This window comes from Catenulispora sp. MAP12-49 (assembly GCF_041262705.1).
Taxonomy (GTDB): Bacteria; Actinomycetota; Actinomycetes; order Streptomycetales; family Catenulisporaceae; genus Catenulispora.
In genome coordinates this window covers 265,252-284,644 of record NZ_JBGCCP010000006.1, presented here as the reverse complement: position 1 = coordinate 284,644, position 19,393 = coordinate 265,252, and the positions used below count along the sequence as shown (strand labels likewise).

The following is a 19,393-nucleotide window of genomic DNA, read 5'->3' as shown; positions in this document are numbered from 1 at the left end:
CTGCGGGACGTGACTTTCGGTGGGGCACCGAGAGTCTAATCCGCTTCGGCGGGCCGGGCGGCGGGGCCCGATAGGCTGCTTGCGGATCCGCTGGTAAGTAGGAGTGAAGAAGTGAAACTCGGGCGTGTCGCGTCATGGTTCCTGGTCGCCTTCGGCGTCTGGTCGGTGATCATCTGGCCGCGCTTCATGGAGGCCATCTGGGATGACAAGAGGTCGTGGGACAACGGGCCCACGTCGTTCTTCCTGGTGCACGCGGTGCTGGTCACGGTGTCGATCGTGGCCGGGGTGTCGATCGGCGTGATCGGGTGGCGCTCGGTGCGGGGGCTGCGCAAGATGAACCCGTGACTTCGCGTGTGGTGGACACCATGAACAACAGCGAACGCCGGGCCCGGCTTGCGACGCGACACCTTCTGGCACCGGGGACCAGGGCGGCCTCGGCGGAGGCCGTGGCCGACGCGCTGGTCGCGCTGCACGCGACCGACGCCGCGACGGTCTACCTGTCCGCGCTGGCCCGTTTGCGGAAGCCCGAGACCGGCGAGGTCGAGCGCGCGCTGTACGACGACCGGACGCTGGTGCGCATGCACGGCATGCGCCAGACGCTGTTCGTGGTCCCGGCCGACCTGGCCGCGGTGGTGCAGGCGTCGACGACCCGCGAGATGTGGGGCAAGGAACGCGGCTCGCTGCTGAAGAGCGCGGCCGACGCCGGCCTGGACGCCGCCTGGCTCGATCGGGTCGAGGCGGCGACGGTCGCGGAGGTGGCGCGGCGCGGTTCGGCGACCGGCGCGGAGCTGGGCAAGGCCGTGCCCGGACTGCGCGACCAGGTGCTGTACGGCAAGGGCACGAAGTGGGAGGCCTGGCAGCCGGCCTCGGGCCGGGTGCTGCGCGTGCTCGGCTTCGACGGCGCGGTGGTGCGCGGCCGGCCGGTCGGCTCGTGGCTGTCGAGCCAGCACCGCTGGGAGCCGGGCAAGGGGCACGCGGAGATCGCGGTGGCCGACGCGCAGGCGGAGCTGACCCGGCGCTGGCTGCGCGCGTTCGGGCCGGCGACCGAGGCGGACCTGAAGTGGTGGACCGGCTGGAAGGTCACCGACGCCCGCAAGGCGCTGAAGGCGGTGGGCGCGGTGCAGGTGGCGCTCGGCGACGGGACGGCCCCCGGGCCCGGCCCCGGCTGGGTGCTGCCCGACGATCTGGAGGAGGTCGCGCCGCCCGAGCCCTGGGCCGCGCTGCTGCCGGGTCTGGACCCGACGGCGATGGGCTGGCAGGGCCGCGACTGGTACCTGGCCGAGGCGATCCGCCCGCGGCTGTTCGACCGCGCCGGGAACGTCGGCCCGACCGTGTGGTGGAACGGCGAGGTCGTGGGCGGCTGGGCGCAACGCGCTGACGGGACGGTGGCGACGAAGCTGCTGCGGGACGTCGGTGCCGATGCCGAGGCGGCGATCGCGGTGGAGGCCGAGCGGTGGCGGAAGGCGCTGGGGGAGCACCGGGTGACGCCGAGGTTCCGGACGCCTGTGGAGCGGGAGATCTCGGAAGGCTGACACCGCCGAGGGCTGATACCGCCTGGCCTGACACGCCTGGCCTGACACGCCTGGCCTGACACGCCGGGACTGACACCGCCGAGGCAGACGGACCGGGCCTGCCTCGGCCTGCGACTCACTGATCAGAGCGTCGGGGCAGCGGACCGATCCCGCCCCGGCGCTCGGCTCCCGGCCTCGGGTCGCGGGGCGGGAAATCGGTGTCCCGGAAAGGTTTCCGGCTGATCAGCAGTCCGGCTTCCGCGGACAGTAAGCAGATGTAAGAGCTCTGTCAACGGCGCCCCGAAACCCGTTGTGAGGGAAGTGTTGACGATGCGTAACAATGCGCTTAACCTGTGCGACTGCGATCGATGGCGTTTATTCGTAGTCGAAAATGTTGGAGCGTGCTCATGTCACCCGCTGCAAGACGCCGCACCGCCCTCGCCACCGTCCTGACCCTCCTCCTCAGTCTCCTGACGGCCTGGGCCGTCGCCTCCCCGGCGGCGCACGCGGCCACCTCCACCACCGTGACCGTCGACGGCGGCTCCTCCGGCCGCACCTTCGACGGCATCGGGGCGATCAGCGGCGGCGGGGGCAACTCCCGCCTGCTGGTCGACTACCCCGAGCCCGAGCGCAGCCAGATCCTGGACTACCTGTTCAAGCCCGGATACGGCGCCTCGCTGCAGATCCTGAAGATCGAGATCGGCGGCGACACCAACTCCACCGACGGCGCGGAGTCCTCGCACGAGCACAGCCGCGGGGTCGTGGACTGCAACCAGGGCTACGAGTGGTGGCTCGCGGAGCAGGCCAAGGCCCGCAACCCCAACATCAAGATCTACGGCCTGGCCTGGGGTGCCCCGGGCTGGATCAACGGCGGCTTCTGGTCCACCGACACCATCAACTATCTGATGGACTGGTTCGGCTGTGCCGCGCAGCACAACCTGACCGTCGACTACCTCGGCGGCTGGAACGAGCGCGACTACAACACCACCTGGTACGAGAACCTCAAGAGTGCGCTGAACTCGCACGGCTACGGGGCCACCAAGGTGGTCGGGGCCGACAGCGGCTGGGGCGTCGCGGACTCGATGACCTCGGACTCGACCTTCAACAACTCCGTGGACATCGTCGGCGTCCACTACCCCTGCGGTTACGGGAGCGCCTTCGACTCCTGCGACAGCACCACGAACGCGGTGAACCTCAACAAACCCTTGTGGGCCAGTGAGAACGGCTCGGAGTCGACCGACGGCAGCTCCACGTTCGGCGCCCCGAGCATCGCGCGCGCCCTCAACCGCGACTACATCGACGGCAAGATGACGGCGTACATCAACTGGCCGCTGGTATCCGCGATCTACCCGAACCTGCACTACGCCGACCAGGGGCTCGGGATCGCGAACCAGCCGTGGTCCGGCAACTACTACATCGGCAAGACCACCTGGGTCATGGCGCAGACCTCGCAGTTCACCGCGCCGGGCTGGAAGTACCTGGACTCCGGCAGCGGCTTCCTCGGCGCGAACCGGGCCAACGGCAGCTACGTGTCGCTGAAGTCGTCGAACGGCAGCGACTACAGCACCGTGGTGGAGACCATGGACGCCACGGCCGCGCAGACGATGACGGTGAAGGTGGCCGGCGGCCTGTCGACCGGAGCCGTGCACGTCTGGCAGACCAACGTGAACTCCGGCAGCTCCTCCGACTGGTTCGTGCACAGCGGTGACGTCACGCCCTCCGGCGGGTCCTACACGGTGACCCTGCAGCCCGGCTACGTCTACACCTTCACCACGACCACCGGCCAGGGCAAGGGCGTCACCTCGCCGCCGGCGGCCTCGGCGATGCCGCTGCCGTACACGAACAACTTCGACACCGCGGCCACCACCACCTCGCCGCTGTACTTCTCGGACATGAACGGCGCCTTCCAGACCGCCGCCTGCGACGCCGGCCGCGCCGGGACGTGCCTGCGCCAGATGGCGCCGAACGTGCCGATCCGGTGGACCGGGGAGTCCTATGACGCCCCCTACACCCTCATCGGCGACCAGACCTGGTCGAACTACACGGTCAAGACCGACGCGCTGTTCGAGCAGGCCGGCAGCGTGGAGCTGATCGGCCGGGCGAACCTGCAGGGCACGAACAACAACGGGCTGAACGCCTACCACCTGCGGGTCGGCAACACCGGGGCCTGGTCGATCGTGAAGAGCGACAACTCCTGGAACTTCACGACGCTGGCCAGCGGCACCACCTCCGCGCTCGGCCTGAACACCTGGCACACGGTCGCCTTCCAGCTGAACGGCTCGACGCTGACGGCGTCCGTGGACGGCAGGACCGTCGGCAGCGTCAACGACAGCACCTGGACCAACGGCCAGGCGGGTCTGGGCGTCACCGGCTACCAGACCGACGAGTTCGACAACTTCTCCATCACCCCGGGCTCCACGCAGGTCGTGCACCAGGGGCCGGTCCCCTCGGCCGAGGCGGGCAAGTGCCTGGACGACAACGGCGGCTCGACGGCCGACGGCACCGCCGTCCAGATGTACGACTGCAACAACACCACGGCGCAGAACTGGTTCTGGGCCAACGGCTACTTCCAGCTGAACGGCGCCAGCGGCAAGTGCCTGGACGTCACCGGCAACAACAGCACCAACGGCACGCTGGTCGAGCTCTGGGACTGCAACGGCGGCGCGAACCAGCAGTGGGCGCCGCAGTCGAACGGCGAGCTGGTGAGCGTCGCATCCGGCAAGTGTCTGGACGATCCGGGCTTCAACACCGCCAACTACACACAACTGGAGATCTGGGACTGCAACGACGGGGCCAACCAGCAGTGGACGGTGCCATAATCCGGTGAATGAGCACTAGAACATGGGGGATCGTCGGTGCCGTCGTCGTCCTGGCCGCTGCCGGGACGACGGCGGCACTGCTTTTGCACGGCGGCAAGACCGGTGACTACAAGACGCTGCCGGCGTGCGACAAGCTCTCGGGGGCGGTACAGGGCAAGCCGGCGTTCCACGTCGGACAGAACGTGACGGACGCCGCCGACATCCGCGGGCTGCACCCGGCGTACACGAACATCCGCTGCGAGACCGCCGACGGCGTCACCTTCGTCGAGGTCGATCTGTACCAGGCGAGCACCATGAACCCGCTGACGGCGACCATGTACCCGGACAAGCAGCTCCACGACGGCGACTGGCGCGCGAAGGACATCTTCGGCCACAACCAGCTCACGGCCCTGACCCCGGACACCGCCTACGGATCGTTGGACTTCGCCGCCAGCACCTGCACGGTCGAGCAGGTGAAGCGCAACGCCGAGGTGATGATGACGGTGCCGATGCCGAAGGGGACCTCGCCGACCGCGTGGAAGGCGGCGTGCAAGCAGATCGCTCAGCAGCAGATGCCGAAGGTGATCGGCGCGGCGCTGTAGCCGGCTGGTGATGGTGGCTGTGGTGGTCAGCGCGACGGCGAGACCAGCCCGGCCTCGTAAGCCATGATGACCAGCTGCACCCGATCCCGCGCGGCGAGCTTGGTGAACAGCCGGGCCACGTGCGCCTTGGCGGTCGCCGCGCTGATGAACAGCTCCTCGGCGATCTCGCCGTTGGACAGGCCGCGGCCGACCAGCGTCAGCACTTCGCGCTCGCGCTCGGTGATGTTGCCCAGCAGTGCCTTGTCGCCCCGGTTCTGCACCGCGCCGGCCGGCTCGGGGCGGATCGCGAACTCGGCGATCAGCCTGCGGGTGATGCTCGGGGCGATGAGCGCGTCGCCGGAGGCCAGGACCCGGACCGCGTCCAGGATCGAGTCCAGGGCCATGTCCTTGACCAGGAAGCCGCTGGCGCCGGCGCGCAATGCGGAGTAGACGTACTCGTCGTCGTCGAAGGTGGTCAGCATGACGACGTGGGTGGTGCCCGATGACTCCGTGATGCGGCGGGTGGCCTCGATGCCGTCCATGCCGGGCATGCGGATGTCCATGACGGCCACGTCGGGAGCGAGCTCGGCGGCCAGGCCGACCGCCTCGGCGCCGGTGCCGGCCTCGCCGACGACCACGATGTCCGGCGCGTCGTTGATCAGGACCCGCAGGCCGGTGCGGATCAGGGGCTGGTCGTCGGCCAGGATGACCCGGATCGGGGTGCTGGTCTGGTCCTGGGTCACGGGGTCACCGCCGGGTTCGGGTCGGGCGCGGGGTGCGCGGTATCCGCGGTGTGCGCCGAGGAATGGGTATTGCGATCAAGCTTGGCGCGGGCCGGCAAGCCGATTCCGGTGGCTGGGTCGAAAGGGTCGGCGTCGCTGCCGGTGTCGGTGCCCGTGTCGGGATCCGGCTTCGCCGAGCCGAACCTCGTCTCGAACCCCGGCACCGGCAGCATGGCGCTCACCAGGAACCCGCCGCCGAAGCGCGGGCCGGCCCGGAAGGTCCCGTTCACCAGGCTCACCCGCTCGCGCATGCCGACCAGTCCGAAACCGGTGCCGCCGGAGCCCAGGACGCCGTGGCCGTCGTCGGAGACGGTGACGGCCACCGAGGCCTCGCGGTACTCGATTCTGACGTGACAGGTCCGGGCGCCGGAGTGGCGCACCACATTGGTCACCGACTCCTGGATGATCCGGTATGCCGCCAGGTCGATCTCGCCGGGCAGCGGCAGCGGCATGCCGGCGGTCTCGACGATCGCCAGCACGCCGGCGTGCTTCGTGGAGTCCACCAGCTTGTCCAGGTCGGCCAGGCCCGGCGCCGGGTCGGTCGGGGTCTCGGCGTTCTCGCCGTGGCGCAGGGCGGTCAGGGTGCGGCGCAGCTGGGACAGCGTGTCCCGGCTGGTGTCCTCGATCGCCCGCAGCGCGTTGCGCGCCTCTTCCGGCTGCGTGCCGATGACCCGGTTCCCCATGCCGGCCTGGATCGCGATGATGCCGATGCTGTGCGCGATCATGTCGTGCAGTTCGCGGGCGATGCGCAGCCGCTCGTTGGCCACCGCCTGGGCGGCGGCGTCGGCGCGCTGCCGGGCCGCGCCGGCCCGGCGCTCGCGGGTGGAGCTGCCGATCAGCCAGGCCACCAGGGTCAGCAGGCTGACCACGACGACGTGCGTCGGCATCAGCTGCGAGGCGCCGATGGGGAACGCCGCCACGGAGATCAGGCCGCCGGCTCCGATGAGGACCGCGGCCTTCGCCGAGGTGCGCCGCGGCCAGGCCAGCGCGATGGCGAGCAGGCACAAGTTGGCCGCGATGAGCATCGCGTAGCGGATGTCGCCCGAAGCGTGCACGGTGGCGATCAGGAGCTGGCCGATGGTCACGGTGCCGGCGAAGACCAGCGGCCGCCGCCGGACCAGCGGCAGCAGGACGACCGTGAGTAGCGCGGGCAGCGACCGGGTCCAGCCGTCCGCCCGGTAGACGGTCTGGGTGATCGACCCGCCGGGCATGACGACGACTTGGCCCATCGTGTTGTACAGGCCGCTCGGGAAGACCTGCACCGTGTGGAACTCGCGCAGATAAGGCATGACAAGCGCCATCAGCAGCAGGTAGGCGGCCACCAGCAGGCCGTCCACCAGCCACCGGGCGCGTCGTTTCATCTCCACGCCCAAGATCGTAGACAGCCGCCGAGTACCCGCGCATCGGCTCAGGGGCTTACATCCCCGGGCCACCGCCGGCCGATCTCATTGCGGCTCCCCGGCCGATGCCCGTCTACATGCCGTCCCGCCAGTCTGAATCCCATGATCGAGCTGACCGACCTCACCAAGCGCTACGGCGACAAGACAGCCGTTGACCACCTGACCGTGACCGTCCGCTCCGGGACGGTGACCGGCTTCCTGGGCCCCAACGGTTCGGGCAAGTCCACGACCCTTCGTATGATCCTCGGCCTGAACGCGCCGACCTCCGGCACGGTCACCATCGACGGCCGGCGCTTCGCCGACCGGCCTCGCGGGCTGCGCCACGTCGGCGCGCTGCTGGACGCGCAGGACATCCACGGCGGACGTACGGCCGTGGCGCACCTGAAATCGCTGGCCGTCAGCAACCGGATCCCGCTGCGGCGGGTCGGGGAGGTGCTGGAGGAGGTCGGGCTGGCCGAGGCCGGGCGCAAGCGGATCGGCGGCTACTCCCTGGGCATGAAGCAGCGGCTGGGCATCGCCGGCGCGCTGCTCGGCGACCCGCCGGTGCTGCTGTTCGACGAGCCGCTGAACGGGCTGGACCCCGAGGGCGTGCGCTGGGTGCGCGAGATGTTCCAGCGCCTGGCCAAGGAGGGTCGGACGGTGTTCGTCTCCAGCCACCTGATGTCCGAGATGGAGCACACCGCCGAGCGGCTGGTGGTGATCGGGCGCGGCGCGCTGATCGCGGACGAGGCGCTGGCCGACTTCTCGCGGCGCGGCTCGCAGCCCGCGGTCCTGGTGCGCAGCCCCGAGGCGGCCGCGCTGGCCGCGATCCTCACCGCCGAGGGCGCCTCGGTGCAGGCCGCCGATGCCGACGCCGGCGGGCTGACCGTCCAGGGCCTGACCGCGGCCCGGATCGGCGAGCTGGCCTGGCAGAACACGATCATGCTGGCCGAGCTGGCCACCCAGAACGCCTCGCTGGAGAAGGCGTTCATGGAACTGACCGCCGACTCCGTCGAATACGCCGCAGGAGAAGCCCGATGAGCACCATGGCCGCACCGTCACAGACCCCTGTCATCGCGCGCGTCGCCGGCGAGCCGAAGCCGCGCTTCCGCGACCTGTGCCGCATGGAGTGGATCAAGATCGCCTCGCTGCGCTCCACCTGGTTCGTCCTGGTGGCCGCGGCGCTCGCGACCGTGTTCATCAACCTCAACGGCGTCCGCTCCGACTTGCCGTACCTGGACCAGAACCTGGCGCATCCCGAAGGGATCATGCCGAACGGCTACCACTTCCACTTCTACTACGACCCGCTGTTCCGGTCGCTGAGCGATATCGCGGTGCAGCTGATGATGCTCGGCGCGGCGGCGATCGGCGCGCTGACGATGTTCGGCGAGTTCTCCACCGGCCAGGTCCGCACGACCTTCGCCGCGGTCCCGAAGCGGGAGGGCGTGGTCACGGCGAAGATCACGGTGCTGTGCGGGATCACCACGGTCCTGGCCTTCGCCGCCGCGCTGATCTCGTTCCTCGGCGGCCAGGCGATGGTCGCCAGCCGGCACGTCGGGTTGTCGATCACCGACCACGACGCCCAGATCGCCATCGCCGCCTACACCCTCGTGGTCCCGGTCTGCGCGCTGGTCGGCATGCTGTTCGGGGCCCTGATCCGCAACGCGACGGCCTCGATCGTGGCCGTGGTCGCCTTCCTGTTCCTGCTGCCGTCCTTCTTCAACGGTGACAAGTACCGCTGGGTGAACGAGATCGGCCACCTGTTCCCCGGCAGCGCCGAGGGCACGCTGACGTTCTGGGCGAAGGACCTCAACCAGACCGATGGCAAGTGGCCGGCCAGCCACCTGCACGCCTGGCTGGTGTTCGCGGGCTGGGCTGTGATCTCGAGCGTGGTGGCGCTGGTGGTGGTGAAGAAGCGGGATGCCTGAGCGGGGCTCAGTAATCCGCGTGGGTGTAGGGATCCGCGAGCGGGCCGAGATCGGGCTCGTCGCGGATGTCTATCTCAAGGCTCTGCGTACCGTCGGCCGGCTCCAGGGCCAGCACCAGGATCTCGTTCTCGCCGGCCTGCCACAGCGGCGCCGGTGCGTAGAGCGTGACCTGCGGGCCCCGGTCCCACAGCCGTCCGAGCAGGAATCCGTTGAGCCAGACCAGGCTCCGCGCCGTGGAGGGGACGGCGAGGAACGCGTCGGCGGGCTCGGGGAGGCTGACCGTGGCGCGGTGGAAGGCGGGTCCGGCGGTTGCAGGGTCCTGATTGTCGTCGGGTCCCAGCCCCGCCAGCCCCGCCAGCCCGGCCAGATCCTCCAGCGGCAGCACCCGGTGCTCCCAGCCGAACTGGAACTGGTGGTCCAGCCGCACGCCGCCGATCAGGCCCTTGCGATCGGCCAGGTGCGGGCCGTAGTTCACCCGGCCCAGCGGCTCGACGAGGATCTCCAGATCCAGGCCCCCGTCCGGGATCTGGAGATCCAGCGTCTGCTCGGGCTTGTCACGCTCCAACCTCCCGAGCAGCTTGCCGTCCGCGAAGACCTGCGCGAGGTCGCGGACGCCCTCGATGCGCAGCGTGTGGGCGCGCGCGGGGCCGTCGAGGCGGCGGCGGTAGTGGACCAGGCCGAAGGAGTGGCCGAGCTTCTCGATCGGTTCCGGTGTGGGGCGGCGCACCGGGTCCGTCGCGAGCACGTCCAGGCGGTCGCGCAGGGCGGCGATCCGGGGCCCGGCAACGGTTTGCGGCGCTACCCGAGGCAGGGGAGCGGGCAGGTTCGTCTCGGGCATGTCCGTCCCGGGCCGGTCCGTCTCCGGCAGCTCGATGTAGCGGCCGATGACCTCGCGGAAGAGGTGGAACTTCGGCGTCAGCTCGCCGGCCTCGCCGACCGGCGCGTCGTAGTCGTAGCTGGTGATCGTGGGCTGATATCCGGCGTCGCCGCTCAGCACGCCGGAGTGGTTGGCGCCGGCCCAGAACCCGAAGTTGGTGCCGCCGTGTCCCATGTAGAAGTTGACCGAGCCGCCGGCCGCGAGGATCTCGTCCAGGGAGCGCGCGGCGTCCTCCGGGGTGCGGGTGTGGTGCGGCTCGCCGAAGTGGTCGAACCAGCCGTTCCAGTACTCCATGCAGACCGGCGGGTCGTCCGGCCGCACGCGGCGCAGGGTCTCGAATCCCTCGCCGGCGCGCGATCCGAAGTTCACGGTGGCCAGCACGTCCGGCACCGCGCCGCCGGCCAGCATCAGCTCCCGCGGGCCGTCGGAGGTGAACAGCAGCGTGTCCACACCGCGCCCGATCAGGCCCTTGCGAAGGTGGTCGAGGTAGTCGGGATCGGCACCGAAGCTGCCGTACTCGTTCTCGACCTGCACCGCCACCACCGGTCCGCCCCGCGTGACCTGCAACTCCGCCAGCACCGGAATCAGCTGGTCGAACCACTGGTCCACGGCCGCCAGATAGACCGGATCGGTGGTGCGCAGCCGCACGTTCTCATCGGCCAGCAACCACGCCGGCAACCCGCCGAAGTCCCACTCCGCGCAGATATAAGGACCCGGACGTGCGATGACGTCGAACCCGAGCTCCCCGGCCAGCCGAATGAACCCGGCGACGTCCCGCCACCCGTCGAAGCGCCCCGGCTCCGGCGTCGGCTGGTGGAAGTTCCACGCGATGTAGCACTCGACGGTGTTGCACCCCATGGCACGCAACCGCTCCAACCGGTCCCGCCACAGCTCCGGATGAATCCGGAAGTAGTGAATCGCCGCCGAGACGATCCGATGCTCCCGGCCGCCCCGCAGGAACCTGCCGCCGTCGATGGTCAGTAAGCGCTCGTGTGCCACCAACCGATGATCGGGGCCGCCGGGGGCGGGCGGCCATGGATCTTGGTGAGGGGTTCTTGGATATTTGTGGGACAGGCGAGGCCCGGGAGCCCCTACGCCGACAGCGAACTCCGCCGGAACATCGTCGGCGACAATCCGACCCGCTGTGTGAACAACCGCGTGAAGTACGCCGGATCGTCGTACCCGACGGCGCGCGCCACCTGCACCACGCTCTGGTCCGTCGCGGCCAGCAGGTCCTTCGCCTTGGACAGCCGGACACGCAGGATGTACTCCTTCGGCGTCGAGCCGGTCGCCAGTCGCACTTCCTCGCGCAGTTGCGTGACGGTCAGGCCGAGGCGCGTGGCGTGGTCCTGGAGTGCGACGGGGTCGGTGGCGTGCTCGGTGAGGGCGCGGACCGCGCGCGATTCGCGCAGGCCCGGGCCGTTGTCGCGGACCGCGGTGATCAGGCGGTGTACCAGGATGCCGGCCGAGACTTCGTAGTGCGGGCCGGCGGTGCGGACCACGGTGAGGAGTTCGCGGAAGAGCTCGCGGACCGGGCGGGCGTCGCCGAGGGGGACCACCGGGGAGGAGCGGGAGAGGAAGTCCAGGCCTTCGTAGCCGGCCGCCGCCGGGCCGTCGAACAGGGCCCAGGTGATGGTCCAGCCGCCGGCGTCGGGTTGGTAGGAGTGGACCAGGCCGGGGAAGAGCCAGAAGGCCGCCGGGGCTTTGATCGGCAGGCGGGTGCGCGGGCGGTCGCCCCATTCGATCCAGCCCGAGCCGCGGGTCACCAGGTGCAGCGCGTAGCAGTTCAGGACGCGTGCGTCCCAGCGGATGCCGTGTTCGGCGATGGTGTGCCAGCCGGCGCCGTACAGCGCCAGGCCGAGGCGGCGGTGCTCCTCGGCCGGCGTCATGTAGACGGCGTACTCCGAGACCGGCGGGTGCCAGGGCTCCTCCCCGGCGGCCGTCGGCTCGTCGTCCCGGGGCGCACTCACGGGTCATATGCTCCGGCGTGCGAAACCCCGCGTCAATCCGTGGTTAACGTGCGGATTCCGATGACGTCCCGTTCTCGGTGCCGGCCGCGATCAGGTCGGCGACGATCCGCGGGACCGCCTCGCCGATCGGGTCGCGGATCACCTCGGTGGCCAGGTGGTCGTACGGGGTCGGCTCGTTGTTGACGATCACCAGGTCGGCGCCGTTGCCCACGGCCACCTCGCACAGCGAGGCGGCCGGCTGGACCCCCAGCGAGGTGCCGATCGCCAGGAAGATCGCGGAGTTCTCGGCGACCTGCTCGGCCTGCCACAGCGTCTTCGGGTCCAGTTTCTGGCCGAACATGATGGTCGCCGCCTTCAGGATGCCGCCGCAGACCGGGCACGGCGGGTCCGCCTCGCCTGCGGCCACCCGCTCCAGCGTCGCGTCCATCGTGGAGTGGTAGGTGCAGCCGACGCAGACCACGTCGGACATGTTCCCGTGGATCTCGATCACCTTGCGGGGCGAGGAGCCGCCCTTCTGGTGCAGCCGGTCGATGTTCTGCGTGATGATCCGTACGGCCCGCCCCGAGTGCTCCAGCTCGGCCAGCGCCTTGTGCGCCGCGTTCGGCTCGGCGCCGCGCGCCGGGTTGTCCCGCCGCGCGATCCAGGAGCGCTCGCGCAGCTCGGGGTCGGCGACGTAGTTCTGGTAGGTCGACAGCAGTTCGGCGATCGGGTCCTTGGTCCACACGCCCTTGGGCCCGCGGAAGTCCGGGATGCCGGAGTCGGTGCTGATGCCCGCGCCGGTGAGCATGCCGATCGGGCCGGTCCGGCCGCGCCAGTCGGTGGTCATGGAAAAAGCGTAGTCAGTGATGCCACGGCAGTTCGACGAGATTTTCCGGCAGCCCGTCCCGCAGGATCGAGGCCAGCAGCGGCGCCAGGCCCCAGGGCACCACGTGGTCGGCGGCGGCTTCCAGGTCCGCCACCGACCACCACCGGTGCTCGGCGATGGACTTGCGCTCGTAGTCGGTGAAGCCGCTCATGTCGATGTCGTCGGTGTCCACGCGGTGGAAGAAGTAGTCTTCGCGCAGGGTCCCCTTGACCCAGCCCAGATCCGCGTAGCCGCCGGTCACCGCGACCACCTCGCCGAGCTCCTCCGGCGTCGCGATCAGACCGGTCTCCTCGCGCAGCTCCCGGGCCGCCGCGGCGTTCAGCGCCTCGCCCTCGTCCACGCCGCCGCCCGGCGTCAGCCAGACGAACTGCCGCCTGCGGCTGCCGAACTTGAACAGCAGTACCCGGTCCTCCTTGTTCATCAGCAGGACGCGGGCGGTGCGGCGGGCGTACGGGCCTTCGGGCGGCGACATGCCCTCAGGGTAGTCGGCGCCTCGGACGGGCAAGGGTCTCAGGCCGGTGCCGCGATCAGGCCAGTGCGGCGATCTGCTCCGTGAGGGTGTCGACCGACTGGAACATCAAGCCGAACGTCGCCACGTGCTTCCACCGCAGCACGCCTTCGGCGTCGACGAGGAACACGGACCGCTTCAGGCCCAAGCCCTTCATCGCGACGCCGTACTGGCGGATCACGGTCTTGTCCGGGTCGGCCAGCAGCGGCTGCTGGAGCCCGTGCCGCAGCGCGAACTTCTCGTGGCTGTCCACATCCTGCGGGCTGATGCCCCAGACCTCGGCGCCGATGCCGGTGAACTTCTCCAGCTCGTTGTTGTACGCGCACATCTGCTTGGTGCACACCGGGGTGTCGTCGCCGGGGTAGAAGGCCAGCACGATCGGCTTGCCGCGGCTCGCCGACAGCGTGAAGTCGCGGCGCTCGGTGCCGGTGCCGGTGCCGGTTCCAGCACCGGACAGGACGATGCCCGGCAGCGTGAAGTCGGGGGCGGGGGCGCCGATTTCGGGGGTGGAGGCCATGGAGGTCGTGCCCTTCGTGGGTGGGCCGAAGTTACCTGTCGGTATCCAGCATGGCCCATCACCCCCTGAATCAGTTCTCCCGCCGCGCGACCAGATTCACCATCGGGAAGGGCCGCTTCGCGTCGGGGGCCGCGCGCTCGATCAGACGGCCCACCTCTTCCAGGCCGGCGTCGTGCAGCAGGGCGCTGAAATGGTCCGGCCACCAGCGGTAGGCGGTGACGACGGTGTGGTCATAGGAAGCGGTCGGCTGCGAGGCGTCGTCGCCGCCCAGGAAGCTGATGAACGCGTGGCCGCCGGGGATCAGAATCCTGTGGAACTCGGCGAGGACCGCCGGGACGTCGTCCGGCGCGGTATGGATGATCGAGTAGCGGGAGAGGATGCCGCTCATCGACGCGTCGGCGATGTCCAGCGCGGCCATGGATCCGAGCTCGAACCGCAGCTCCGGATGCCGGGCCCGGGCCTGGGCGAGCATGCCCGAGGACATGTCGACGCCGAACGCGTCCAGCCCCAGCGAGTTCAGGTGCGCGGTGACGTATCCGGGCCCGCAACCCAGGTCCGCGACCGGTCCGCCGACCGCCTTCGCCAGCTCGGCGAAGGCGGTGAGCAGGCCGCGCTCCAGCGGGAAGCTTGAAAGGCTGTCGCTGAACTTCTCGGCGTAGAGCTCGGCGACTCCGTCGTAAGGCTCTTCTTCTGTCATGGCCTGATAGCTTCCAGGGCCAGCAGCGCCACGTGCAACGCCAAACACGACTCCACCGAGTCCAGGTCCACCGACAGGATCCGCTCGATCCGGTGCAGCCGCTCGTAGAACGACGGCCGCGACAGGTGCGCCGCGTCGGCCGCCGCCGACTTGTTGCGGCCCGAGTCCACATACACCGTCAGCATCCTGACCAGGTCCGTGCCGCGCTCGGCGTCGTACGCCAGCAGCGGCCCGAGCTCGCGCTCCACGAAGGTCTGCAGGCGCGCGTCGTCGCGCAGCAGGTGCAGCAGGCCGCGCAGCCGGACGTCCACCAGCCGGTGGTACGGCGCCTGGCTCGCGGGCTGGCGCACCGCCGCGTCCGCGACCTGCACCGCCTCCAGCAGCGAGCGGCGCGCGTCGCGCACCGCGCCGACCGAGGTGCCGACCGCGATGACGTAGCCGTCCGCCGACGACGGCGAGGTCGGGCGCTCCACCAGGCGCCGGACCCGCTCGGCGAAGCCGTCCAGGGCGGCGTCCTCGCGGTCCTGCGGGCCCAGGGCCAACAGCAGGCCCACGCTGTGCTCGTCCAGGGTGCCGATCAGCGCGGACAGGCGGCGGTCGCGGATCGCCGCGGCGGCCTGGTCGGTCAGCTCGCGCAGCCGGGCCTGCGTCTCCAGGGCCGTGGGGTGCGCGGCGGTGCGCAGCCGCAGCACCACGCCGACCAGCCGGCGGCCGTCGAGGGTGACGCCGAGCGCCCGGGCCCGCAGCGCCACCTCCGAGGCCGGCTGGCCGTGGGACAGGATGGCGGTCAGCAGGGTCCGGTGCGTCTGCCGCTCCAGGGAGTCCCGGTCCCGCTCGACCAGGCGGTTCAGGGCCAGGGTCGCGGCGGCGCGCTCCAGCAGCATGGACAGCCGGGGGACCGGGGCCGGGTCGTTGCAGATCAGGACCAGGCGGCCCCAGTCGTGGCCGCGCGCGCCGACCACTGTGGTCAGCCACCCGGAGCGCTCGTCGTAGGTCGTGCGGCCAGTGGTCGGCCGGACCGAGCGGGAGCGGCCCTCCCAGCCGTCGAGCAGGACCGAGGGGTCGGCGCCGGCCTGGGAGTAGGTGAGCACCTGGTGCGCCAGGTTCTCCAGGACCACCGGGCAGCCGGACATGCGGCCGATCTGCTGGACCACCTCATCCGGGGAGGCGCCCTCGACGGCGAGCTCGGTGAAGGTCTGGTGGACCTCGTCGGAGGCGCGCAGCTCGGCCAGCTGCGCGTCGATGATCAAGCCGTGCACGGCTTCGGTAATGGTGACGAAACGTGTGTCCAGCGCCAGGGTGATCACCGGCAGGCTGTGCTTCTCGGCGGCGGCCAGCAGCGCCTTGGGCAGGCTGCTGTCGGTGTAGCGGCGGCCCAGCTCCAGCACCAGGCCGGCCGCTCCCAGCTTGGCCAGGTCGGCGACGAAGTCGGCGAGCCGGTCGCGGTCCTCGGGCCAGGCGATGCCGGTGGACAGGACCAGCTCGCCGCCGCGCAGGATGGTGCCGACGTCGACCAGCTCGGTGACGTGCACCCAGCGGACCATGCGGTCCAGCCCGGCGGCGCCGGCCACCACCCGCGGCCCGCCCTGCTTGACCGGGCCGAGCTGCAGGACGTCGCCCACGGTCGGGTACTGGGTGGTGTACATCGGGGCCGGTCGCGCCGCTCCGGCCGTGGTCGTGGCCGCGGCCTGGGCTTCGGCGGCCGGTTCGGGGCGATCTGCGCTGCTCACGGTGGCTCCTGGGAACGTGCGGGGCTCATGGCGCCGGTGGTGTCGTCGGGACGCCTGGGGCGTGGCTGGGGTGCGACGGTGGTGGGACGGTGGTGCGGCTGTGGTGCGAGGTCCTTAACCCATTGTTGTTTGCGCTGTTGTTTGCACTGTGTTCAGAACGACCGCATTGCCGAGGCACCCTGCCAGGTGCGTCCCGTGCCGCGCAAGGGATTGCGTCGCATCGATGCCGAGCTGAGGCGACGCGGGATCGGTTTCCGCAGGCCAAGCCTAGGTCGCGATTTCGTTGCGAGATTCATTTTCTTCGACGGAATCCCTTGTTTCTCCGCTGGATGTCTGTAACGATCCTCACTCGAACGCGGATGACCGTGTTCCCTGCGGGAGGTTTGCAAGCCGTCAAGGGAGAACGTTGTGCACCAGTACTTCGGCGGGGGACCGAGGACCGGATCGTCAGGAGTCGTGCATCAGGTCACGAACCCGGCGGACGGCTCCGTAGTCGCCGACCTCGTACTCGGTGACGCGAGCGACGCCGGCGCGGCCGTGGACGCGGCCAAGCGGGCGTACCCCGAATGGAGCAGGGCCACCCCGGCCGAGCGCTCGGCGGCGCTGCACCGGCTCGCGCAGCTGCTCGACGAGCGCTCGCAGGAGTTCGCCGAGACCGAGTCGCGCCAGACCGGCAAGCCGATCCGGCTGTCCACCGGCTTCGACGTCCCCGGCACCGTGGACAACACCGCGTTCTTCGCCGGTGCCGCGCGCCACCTGGAGGGCAAGGCCGCGGGCGAGTACTCCGCCGACCACACCAGCGCCGTCCGGCGCGAGCCGATCGGCGTGGTCGCCTCGATCGCACCGTGGAACTACCCGCTGCAGATGGCGGCCTGGAAGATCCTGCCGGCGATCGCGGCCGGCAACACCATCGTGCTCAAGCCCGCCGAGATCACGCCGCTGACCGCGCTGCTGTTCGCGCAGGCCTGTACCGACGCCGGGATCCCGGACGGCGTGGTCAACGTGATCGTCGGCACCGGCCCGGTGGCCGGCGAGGCGCTGATGACGCACCCGGACGTGCGGATGGTGTCCTTCACCGGCTCCACCCCGGTCGGCAAGCGGGTCATGGAGCTCGCCTCCCGCACCGTCAAGCGCGTGCACCTGGAACTCGGCGGCAAGGCCCCCTTCGTCGTGTTCGACGACGCCGACCTGGAGGCCGCGATCCACGGCGCCGTCGCCGGCTCCCTGATCAACACCGGCCAGGACTGCACCGCGGCGACCCGCGCATACGTGCACCGCAGCCGTTTCGACGAGTTCGTGGCCGGGGTCGCGGACCTCTACGCGCAGGTGAAGCTCGGCGACCCGTTCGACACCGCGACCGACCTCGGTCCTCTCGTCTCTTACAAGCAGCGCGACAGCGTGGCCGGCTTCGTGGACCGCGCCCGGGCCTACGGCGCGAACATCGTGGTCGGCGGCGAAGCCCCCGGCGGCGCGCTGGCCTCCGGTGCGTACTACCGGCCGACCCTGGTCACCGGGGTCGCGCAGGACTCCGAGATCGTGCGCGACGAGGTCTTCGGGCCGGTGCTCGCGGCGCTGCCGTTCGACACCGACGAGCAGGCCTTCGAGCTGGCCAACGACACGCCCTACGGCCTGGCCGCCTCGGCGTGGACCCGGGACCACCACCGCGCGCTGCGCGCCGTGCGGGAGATCGCCGCCGGCTGCGTGTGGGTCAACGACCACATCCCGATCATCAGCGAGATGCCGCACGGGGGCTACAAGGCCTCCGGGTTCGGCAAGGACATGTCGTCCTACTCCTTCGAGGAGTACACGCAGGTCAAGCACACCATGCACGACCTCACCGGAGTGGCCCGCAAGCCCTGGCACCGGACCATCTTCGAGCTCTGAAACACCTGCCACCGCACCAACCGCCGCATTCCAGCCCCACAGGTGATAGGACGGACCATCGCATGAACGACATATCCCGGGCCCGCGACGAGTTCCTCGACGCTGCCGGCCGTTTTCCCGAGGCCTTCAAGCGCCAGCTCGGCGGCGCGGCCTCGCGCCGGGGCTTCCTGGCCGCCGGCCTCGGTGTGGGCGCGGCCGGCCTGCTCGGCGCGTGCGCCACGAAGACCAAGGCCGCCTCCTCCGGCGCCGGCGCGGGCTCGGGCTCGTCTTCGGCCGTCCCGTCCGAGGGCAAGGCGGGCGTCGACAAGTCCGACGCCGAGAAGATCGTCAACTTCTCCAACTGGGTGTCCTACATCGACGTCGACCCCAACGACAAGAACAAGCGGCCGACGCTGGACAACTTCAAGGCCGAGACCGGGATCACGGTCAACTACACCGAGGACGTCAACTCCAACGACGACTTCTTCGCCAAGATCCACCAGCAGCTGGCCGCCGGCCAGGACACCGGCCGGGACCTGATGGTGCTCTCGGACTGGATGATCGGCAAGCTCCGGCAGATGGGCTACCTGGAGCCGCTGAACCTGGCGAACATCCCGAACTTCAAGGACCTGCTGCCCGAGGCGGCCAACCCGGCGTACGACCCGAACCGCAAGCACACCGTGCCGTGGGCGCTGGGCTTCACCCTGATGGGCGTCAACCTGAAGTCCGCGGGCCTGACCGCGGCCCAGGCGCAGCAGCTGTCCATCAAGGACATGATGACCGACACCAAGTACAAGGGGAAGGTCGGCTACTTCTCCGAGATGGAGGACGGCGTCGGCTTCGGCCTGCTGGCCACCGGGGCCGACCCGGCGAAGTTCACCGACGACCAGTTCAGCGCCGCCGTGGCCTACATCCAGAAGGCCCGCGACAACAACCAGATCCGGCAGTTCACCGGCAACGACTACATCAACGACCTGACCAACGGGAACTACGCCATGTGCATGGCGTACTCCGGCGACATCGCGCAGATCGGCGACCCGAACATCGTCTGGGTGGTGCCCCAGGAGGGCATGCTCTGGTTCACCGACAACATGTGCATCCCGGCCATGGCCTCCCACAAGACCAACGCCGAGAAGTTCATGAACTACATGCTCGAGCCCAAGGTCGGCGCCGCGCTGGACGACTACATCAGCTACATCCCCTCGATGCAGGGCGCGGACACCGCGATGCAGGACATCGACAAGGCCGCGCTGCAGAACCAGCTGATCTTCCCGGACGCGGCCACCAAGGCCAAGGCCCACGAGTTCCAGAACCTGGACCTGAAGACCCTCGACAAGTACGTCTCGCAGTTCAAGGACGTCACCGGCTGATGCCGGTCCTCTCCCTC

17 protein-coding genes are annotated in these 19,393 nt (G+C 70.1%); 8 read left to right on the top strand and 9 right to left on the bottom strand.

Annotated elements, in window-relative coordinates:
* Nucleotides 1–111 precede the first annotated feature (111 nt).
* From ABIA35_RS15200 to ABIA35_RS15185, 4 genes are all read left to right on the top strand, one after another.
* Nucleotides 112–345 (top strand): SCO4848 family membrane protein, encoded by a 234-nt coding sequence (locus ABIA35_RS15200; RefSeq protein WP_370346506.1) that lies wholly within the window; start codon nucleotides 112–114, stop codon nucleotides 343–345.
* Nucleotides 342–1,532 carry a winged helix DNA-binding domain-containing protein gene (locus ABIA35_RS15195; protein WP_370358301.1) on the top strand — a complete coding sequence of 397 codons (1,191 nt, stop codon included), beginning with the start codon at nucleotides 342–344 and terminating at the stop codon, nucleotides 1,530–1,532. The genes ABIA35_RS15200 and ABIA35_RS15195 overlap by 4 nt, the downstream gene beginning before the upstream one ends.
* A 386-nt stretch (nucleotides 1,533–1,918) precedes the next feature.
* Complete coding sequence (locus ABIA35_RS15190; RefSeq protein WP_370358300.1) at nucleotides 1,919–4,330, top strand: ricin-type beta-trefoil lectin domain protein; 2,412 nt, start codon at nucleotides 1,919–1,921, stop codon at nucleotides 4,328–4,330.
* Nucleotides 4,331–4,338: 8 nt separating this feature from the next.
* Complete coding sequence (locus ABIA35_RS15185) at nucleotides 4,339–4,911, top strand: hypothetical protein (protein ID WP_370358299.1); 573 nt, start codon at nucleotides 4,339–4,341, stop codon at nucleotides 4,909–4,911.
* 26 nt (nucleotides 4,912–4,937) lie between these two features.
* Here ABIA35_RS15185 and ABIA35_RS15180 read toward each other — a convergent pair whose 3' ends face one another.
* A complete protein-coding gene (locus tag ABIA35_RS15180) occupies nucleotides 4,938–5,633 on the bottom strand; it encodes a response regulator (RefSeq protein WP_370358298.1) in 696 nt (231 codons plus the stop codon).
* Nucleotides 5,630–7,033, bottom strand: coding sequence for a sensor histidine kinase (locus ABIA35_RS15175; protein WP_370346598.1), 1,404 nt, complete (start codon nucleotides 7,031–7,033; stop codon nucleotides 5,630–5,632). Before ABIA35_RS15175 ends, ABIA35_RS15180 begins: the two co-directional genes overlap by 4 nt.
* Nucleotides 7,034–7,174: 141 nt before the next feature.
* On the opposite strand from ABIA35_RS15175, the gene ABIA35_RS15170 reads away from it, so the two are divergent.
* Both ABIA35_RS15170 and ABIA35_RS15165 read left to right on the top strand, forming a co-directional pair.
* On the top strand, nucleotides 7,175–8,092 hold the full coding sequence (locus tag ABIA35_RS15170; protein WP_370358297.1) for an ATP-binding cassette domain-containing protein: 918 nt from the start codon (nucleotides 7,175–7,177) through the stop codon (nucleotides 8,090–8,092).
* Nucleotides 8,089–8,979, top strand: a complete 891-nt coding sequence (locus tag ABIA35_RS15165) for an ABC transporter permease (protein ID WP_370358296.1) — start codon at nucleotides 8,089–8,091, stop codon at nucleotides 8,977–8,979. Before ABIA35_RS15170 ends, ABIA35_RS15165 begins: the two co-directional genes overlap by 4 nt.
* A 7-nt stretch (nucleotides 8,980–8,986) precedes the next feature.
* Here ABIA35_RS15165 and ABIA35_RS15160 read toward each other — a convergent pair whose 3' ends face one another.
* The 7 genes from ABIA35_RS15160 to ABIA35_RS15130 all read right to left on the bottom strand — a co-directional run bounded on the left by ABIA35_RS15160 (nucleotide 8,987) and on the right by ABIA35_RS15130 (nucleotide 16,059).
* The gene (locus tag ABIA35_RS15160) at nucleotides 8,987–10,855 is read right to left on the bottom strand and encodes a beta-galactosidase family protein (protein WP_370358295.1); all 1,869 of its coding nucleotides are present in this window, start codon (nucleotides 10,853–10,855) and stop codon (nucleotides 8,987–8,989) included.
* A gap of 92 nt (nucleotides 10,856–10,947) precedes the next feature.
* Nucleotides 10,948–11,826 carry a helix-turn-helix domain-containing protein gene (locus ABIA35_RS15155; RefSeq protein ID WP_370358294.1) on the bottom strand — a complete coding sequence of 293 codons (879 nt, stop codon included), beginning with the start codon at nucleotides 11,824–11,826 and terminating at the stop codon, nucleotides 10,948–10,950.
* A 43-nt stretch (nucleotides 11,827–11,869) separates the two neighbouring features.
* Nucleotides 11,870–12,652: an NAD-dependent deacetylase gene (locus ABIA35_RS15150; protein WP_370358293.1), complete on the bottom strand. Its 783-nt coding sequence runs from the start codon at nucleotides 12,650–12,652 to the stop codon at nucleotides 11,870–11,872.
* A 13-nt stretch (nucleotides 12,653–12,665) separates the two neighbouring features.
* Nucleotides 12,666–13,163, bottom strand: a complete 498-nt coding sequence (locus ABIA35_RS15145; RefSeq protein ID WP_370346486.1) for an NUDIX hydrolase — start codon at nucleotides 13,161–13,163, stop codon at nucleotides 12,666–12,668.
* A 55-nt stretch (nucleotides 13,164–13,218) separates the two neighbouring features.
* Complete coding sequence (locus ABIA35_RS15140; protein ID WP_370346484.1) at nucleotides 13,219–13,716, bottom strand: peroxiredoxin; 498 nt, start codon at nucleotides 13,714–13,716, stop codon at nucleotides 13,219–13,221.
* A 70-nt stretch (nucleotides 13,717–13,786) separates the two neighbouring features.
* Nucleotides 13,787–14,413, bottom strand: a complete 627-nt coding sequence (locus ABIA35_RS15135) for a class I SAM-dependent methyltransferase (protein WP_370358292.1) — start codon at nucleotides 14,411–14,413, stop codon at nucleotides 13,787–13,789.
* Nucleotides 14,410–16,059, bottom strand: a complete 1,650-nt coding sequence (locus ABIA35_RS15130) for a PucR family transcriptional regulator (RefSeq protein ID WP_370346596.1) — start codon at nucleotides 16,057–16,059, stop codon at nucleotides 14,410–14,412. Before ABIA35_RS15130 ends, ABIA35_RS15135 begins: the two co-directional genes overlap by 4 nt.
* A 492-nt stretch (nucleotides 16,060–16,551) precedes the next feature.
* Here ABIA35_RS15130 and ABIA35_RS15125 point away from each other — a divergent pair, with 492 nt between their 5' ends.
* The gene (locus ABIA35_RS15125; protein WP_370346480.1) at nucleotides 16,552–18,027 is read left to right on the top strand and encodes a gamma-aminobutyraldehyde dehydrogenase; all 1,476 of its coding nucleotides are present in this window, start codon (nucleotides 16,552–16,554) and stop codon (nucleotides 18,025–18,027) included.
* A 62-nt stretch (nucleotides 18,028–18,089) separates the two neighbouring features.
* Nucleotides 18,090–19,376, top strand: a complete 1,287-nt coding sequence (locus ABIA35_RS15120) for a spermidine/putrescine ABC transporter substrate-binding protein (protein ID WP_370346478.1) — start codon at nucleotides 18,090–18,092, stop codon at nucleotides 19,374–19,376.
* The last annotated feature ends 17 nt before the right edge of the window (nucleotides 19,377–19,393 follow it).

Coding starts and splice junctions, on each gene's coding strand:
- ABIA35_RS15190 (WP_370358300.1), top strand. CDS start 1,919: ATGTCACCCGCTGCAAGACGCCGCACCGCCCTCGCCACCGTCCTGACC.
- ABIA35_RS15185 (WP_370358299.1), top strand. CDS start 4,339: ATGAGCACTAGAACATGGGGGATCGTCGGTGCCGTCGTCGTCCTGGCC.
- ABIA35_RS15175 (WP_370346598.1), bottom strand. CDS start 7,033: ATGAAACGACGCGCCCGGTGGCTGGTGGACGGCCTGCTGGTGGCCGCC.
- ABIA35_RS15170 (WP_370358297.1), top strand. CDS start 7,175: ATGATCGAGCTGACCGACCTCACCAAGCGCTACGGCGACAAGACAGCC.
- ABIA35_RS15165 (WP_370358296.1), top strand. CDS start 8,089: ATGAGCACCATGGCCGCACCGTCACAGACCCCTGTCATCGCGCGCGTC.
- ABIA35_RS15150 (WP_370358293.1), bottom strand. CDS start 12,652: ATGACCACCGACTGGCGCGGCCGGACCGGCCCGATCGGCATGCTCACC.
- ABIA35_RS15145 (WP_370346486.1), bottom strand. CDS start 13,163: ATGTCGCCGCCCGAAGGCCCGTACGCCCGCCGCACCGCCCGCGTCCTG.
- ABIA35_RS15140 (WP_370346484.1), bottom strand. CDS start 13,716: ATGGCCTCCACCCCCGAAATCGGCGCCCCCGCCCCCGACTTCACGCTG.
- ABIA35_RS15135 (WP_370358292.1), bottom strand. CDS start 14,413: ATGACAGAAGAAGAGCCTTACGACGGAGTCGCCGAGCTCTACGCCGAG.
- ABIA35_RS15130 (WP_370346596.1), bottom strand. CDS start 16,059: ATGTACACCACCCAGTACCCGACCGTGGGCGACGTCCTGCAGCTCGGC.
- ABIA35_RS15120 (WP_370346478.1), top strand. CDS start 18,090: ATGAACGACATATCCCGGGCCCGCGACGAGTTCCTCGACGCTGCCGGC.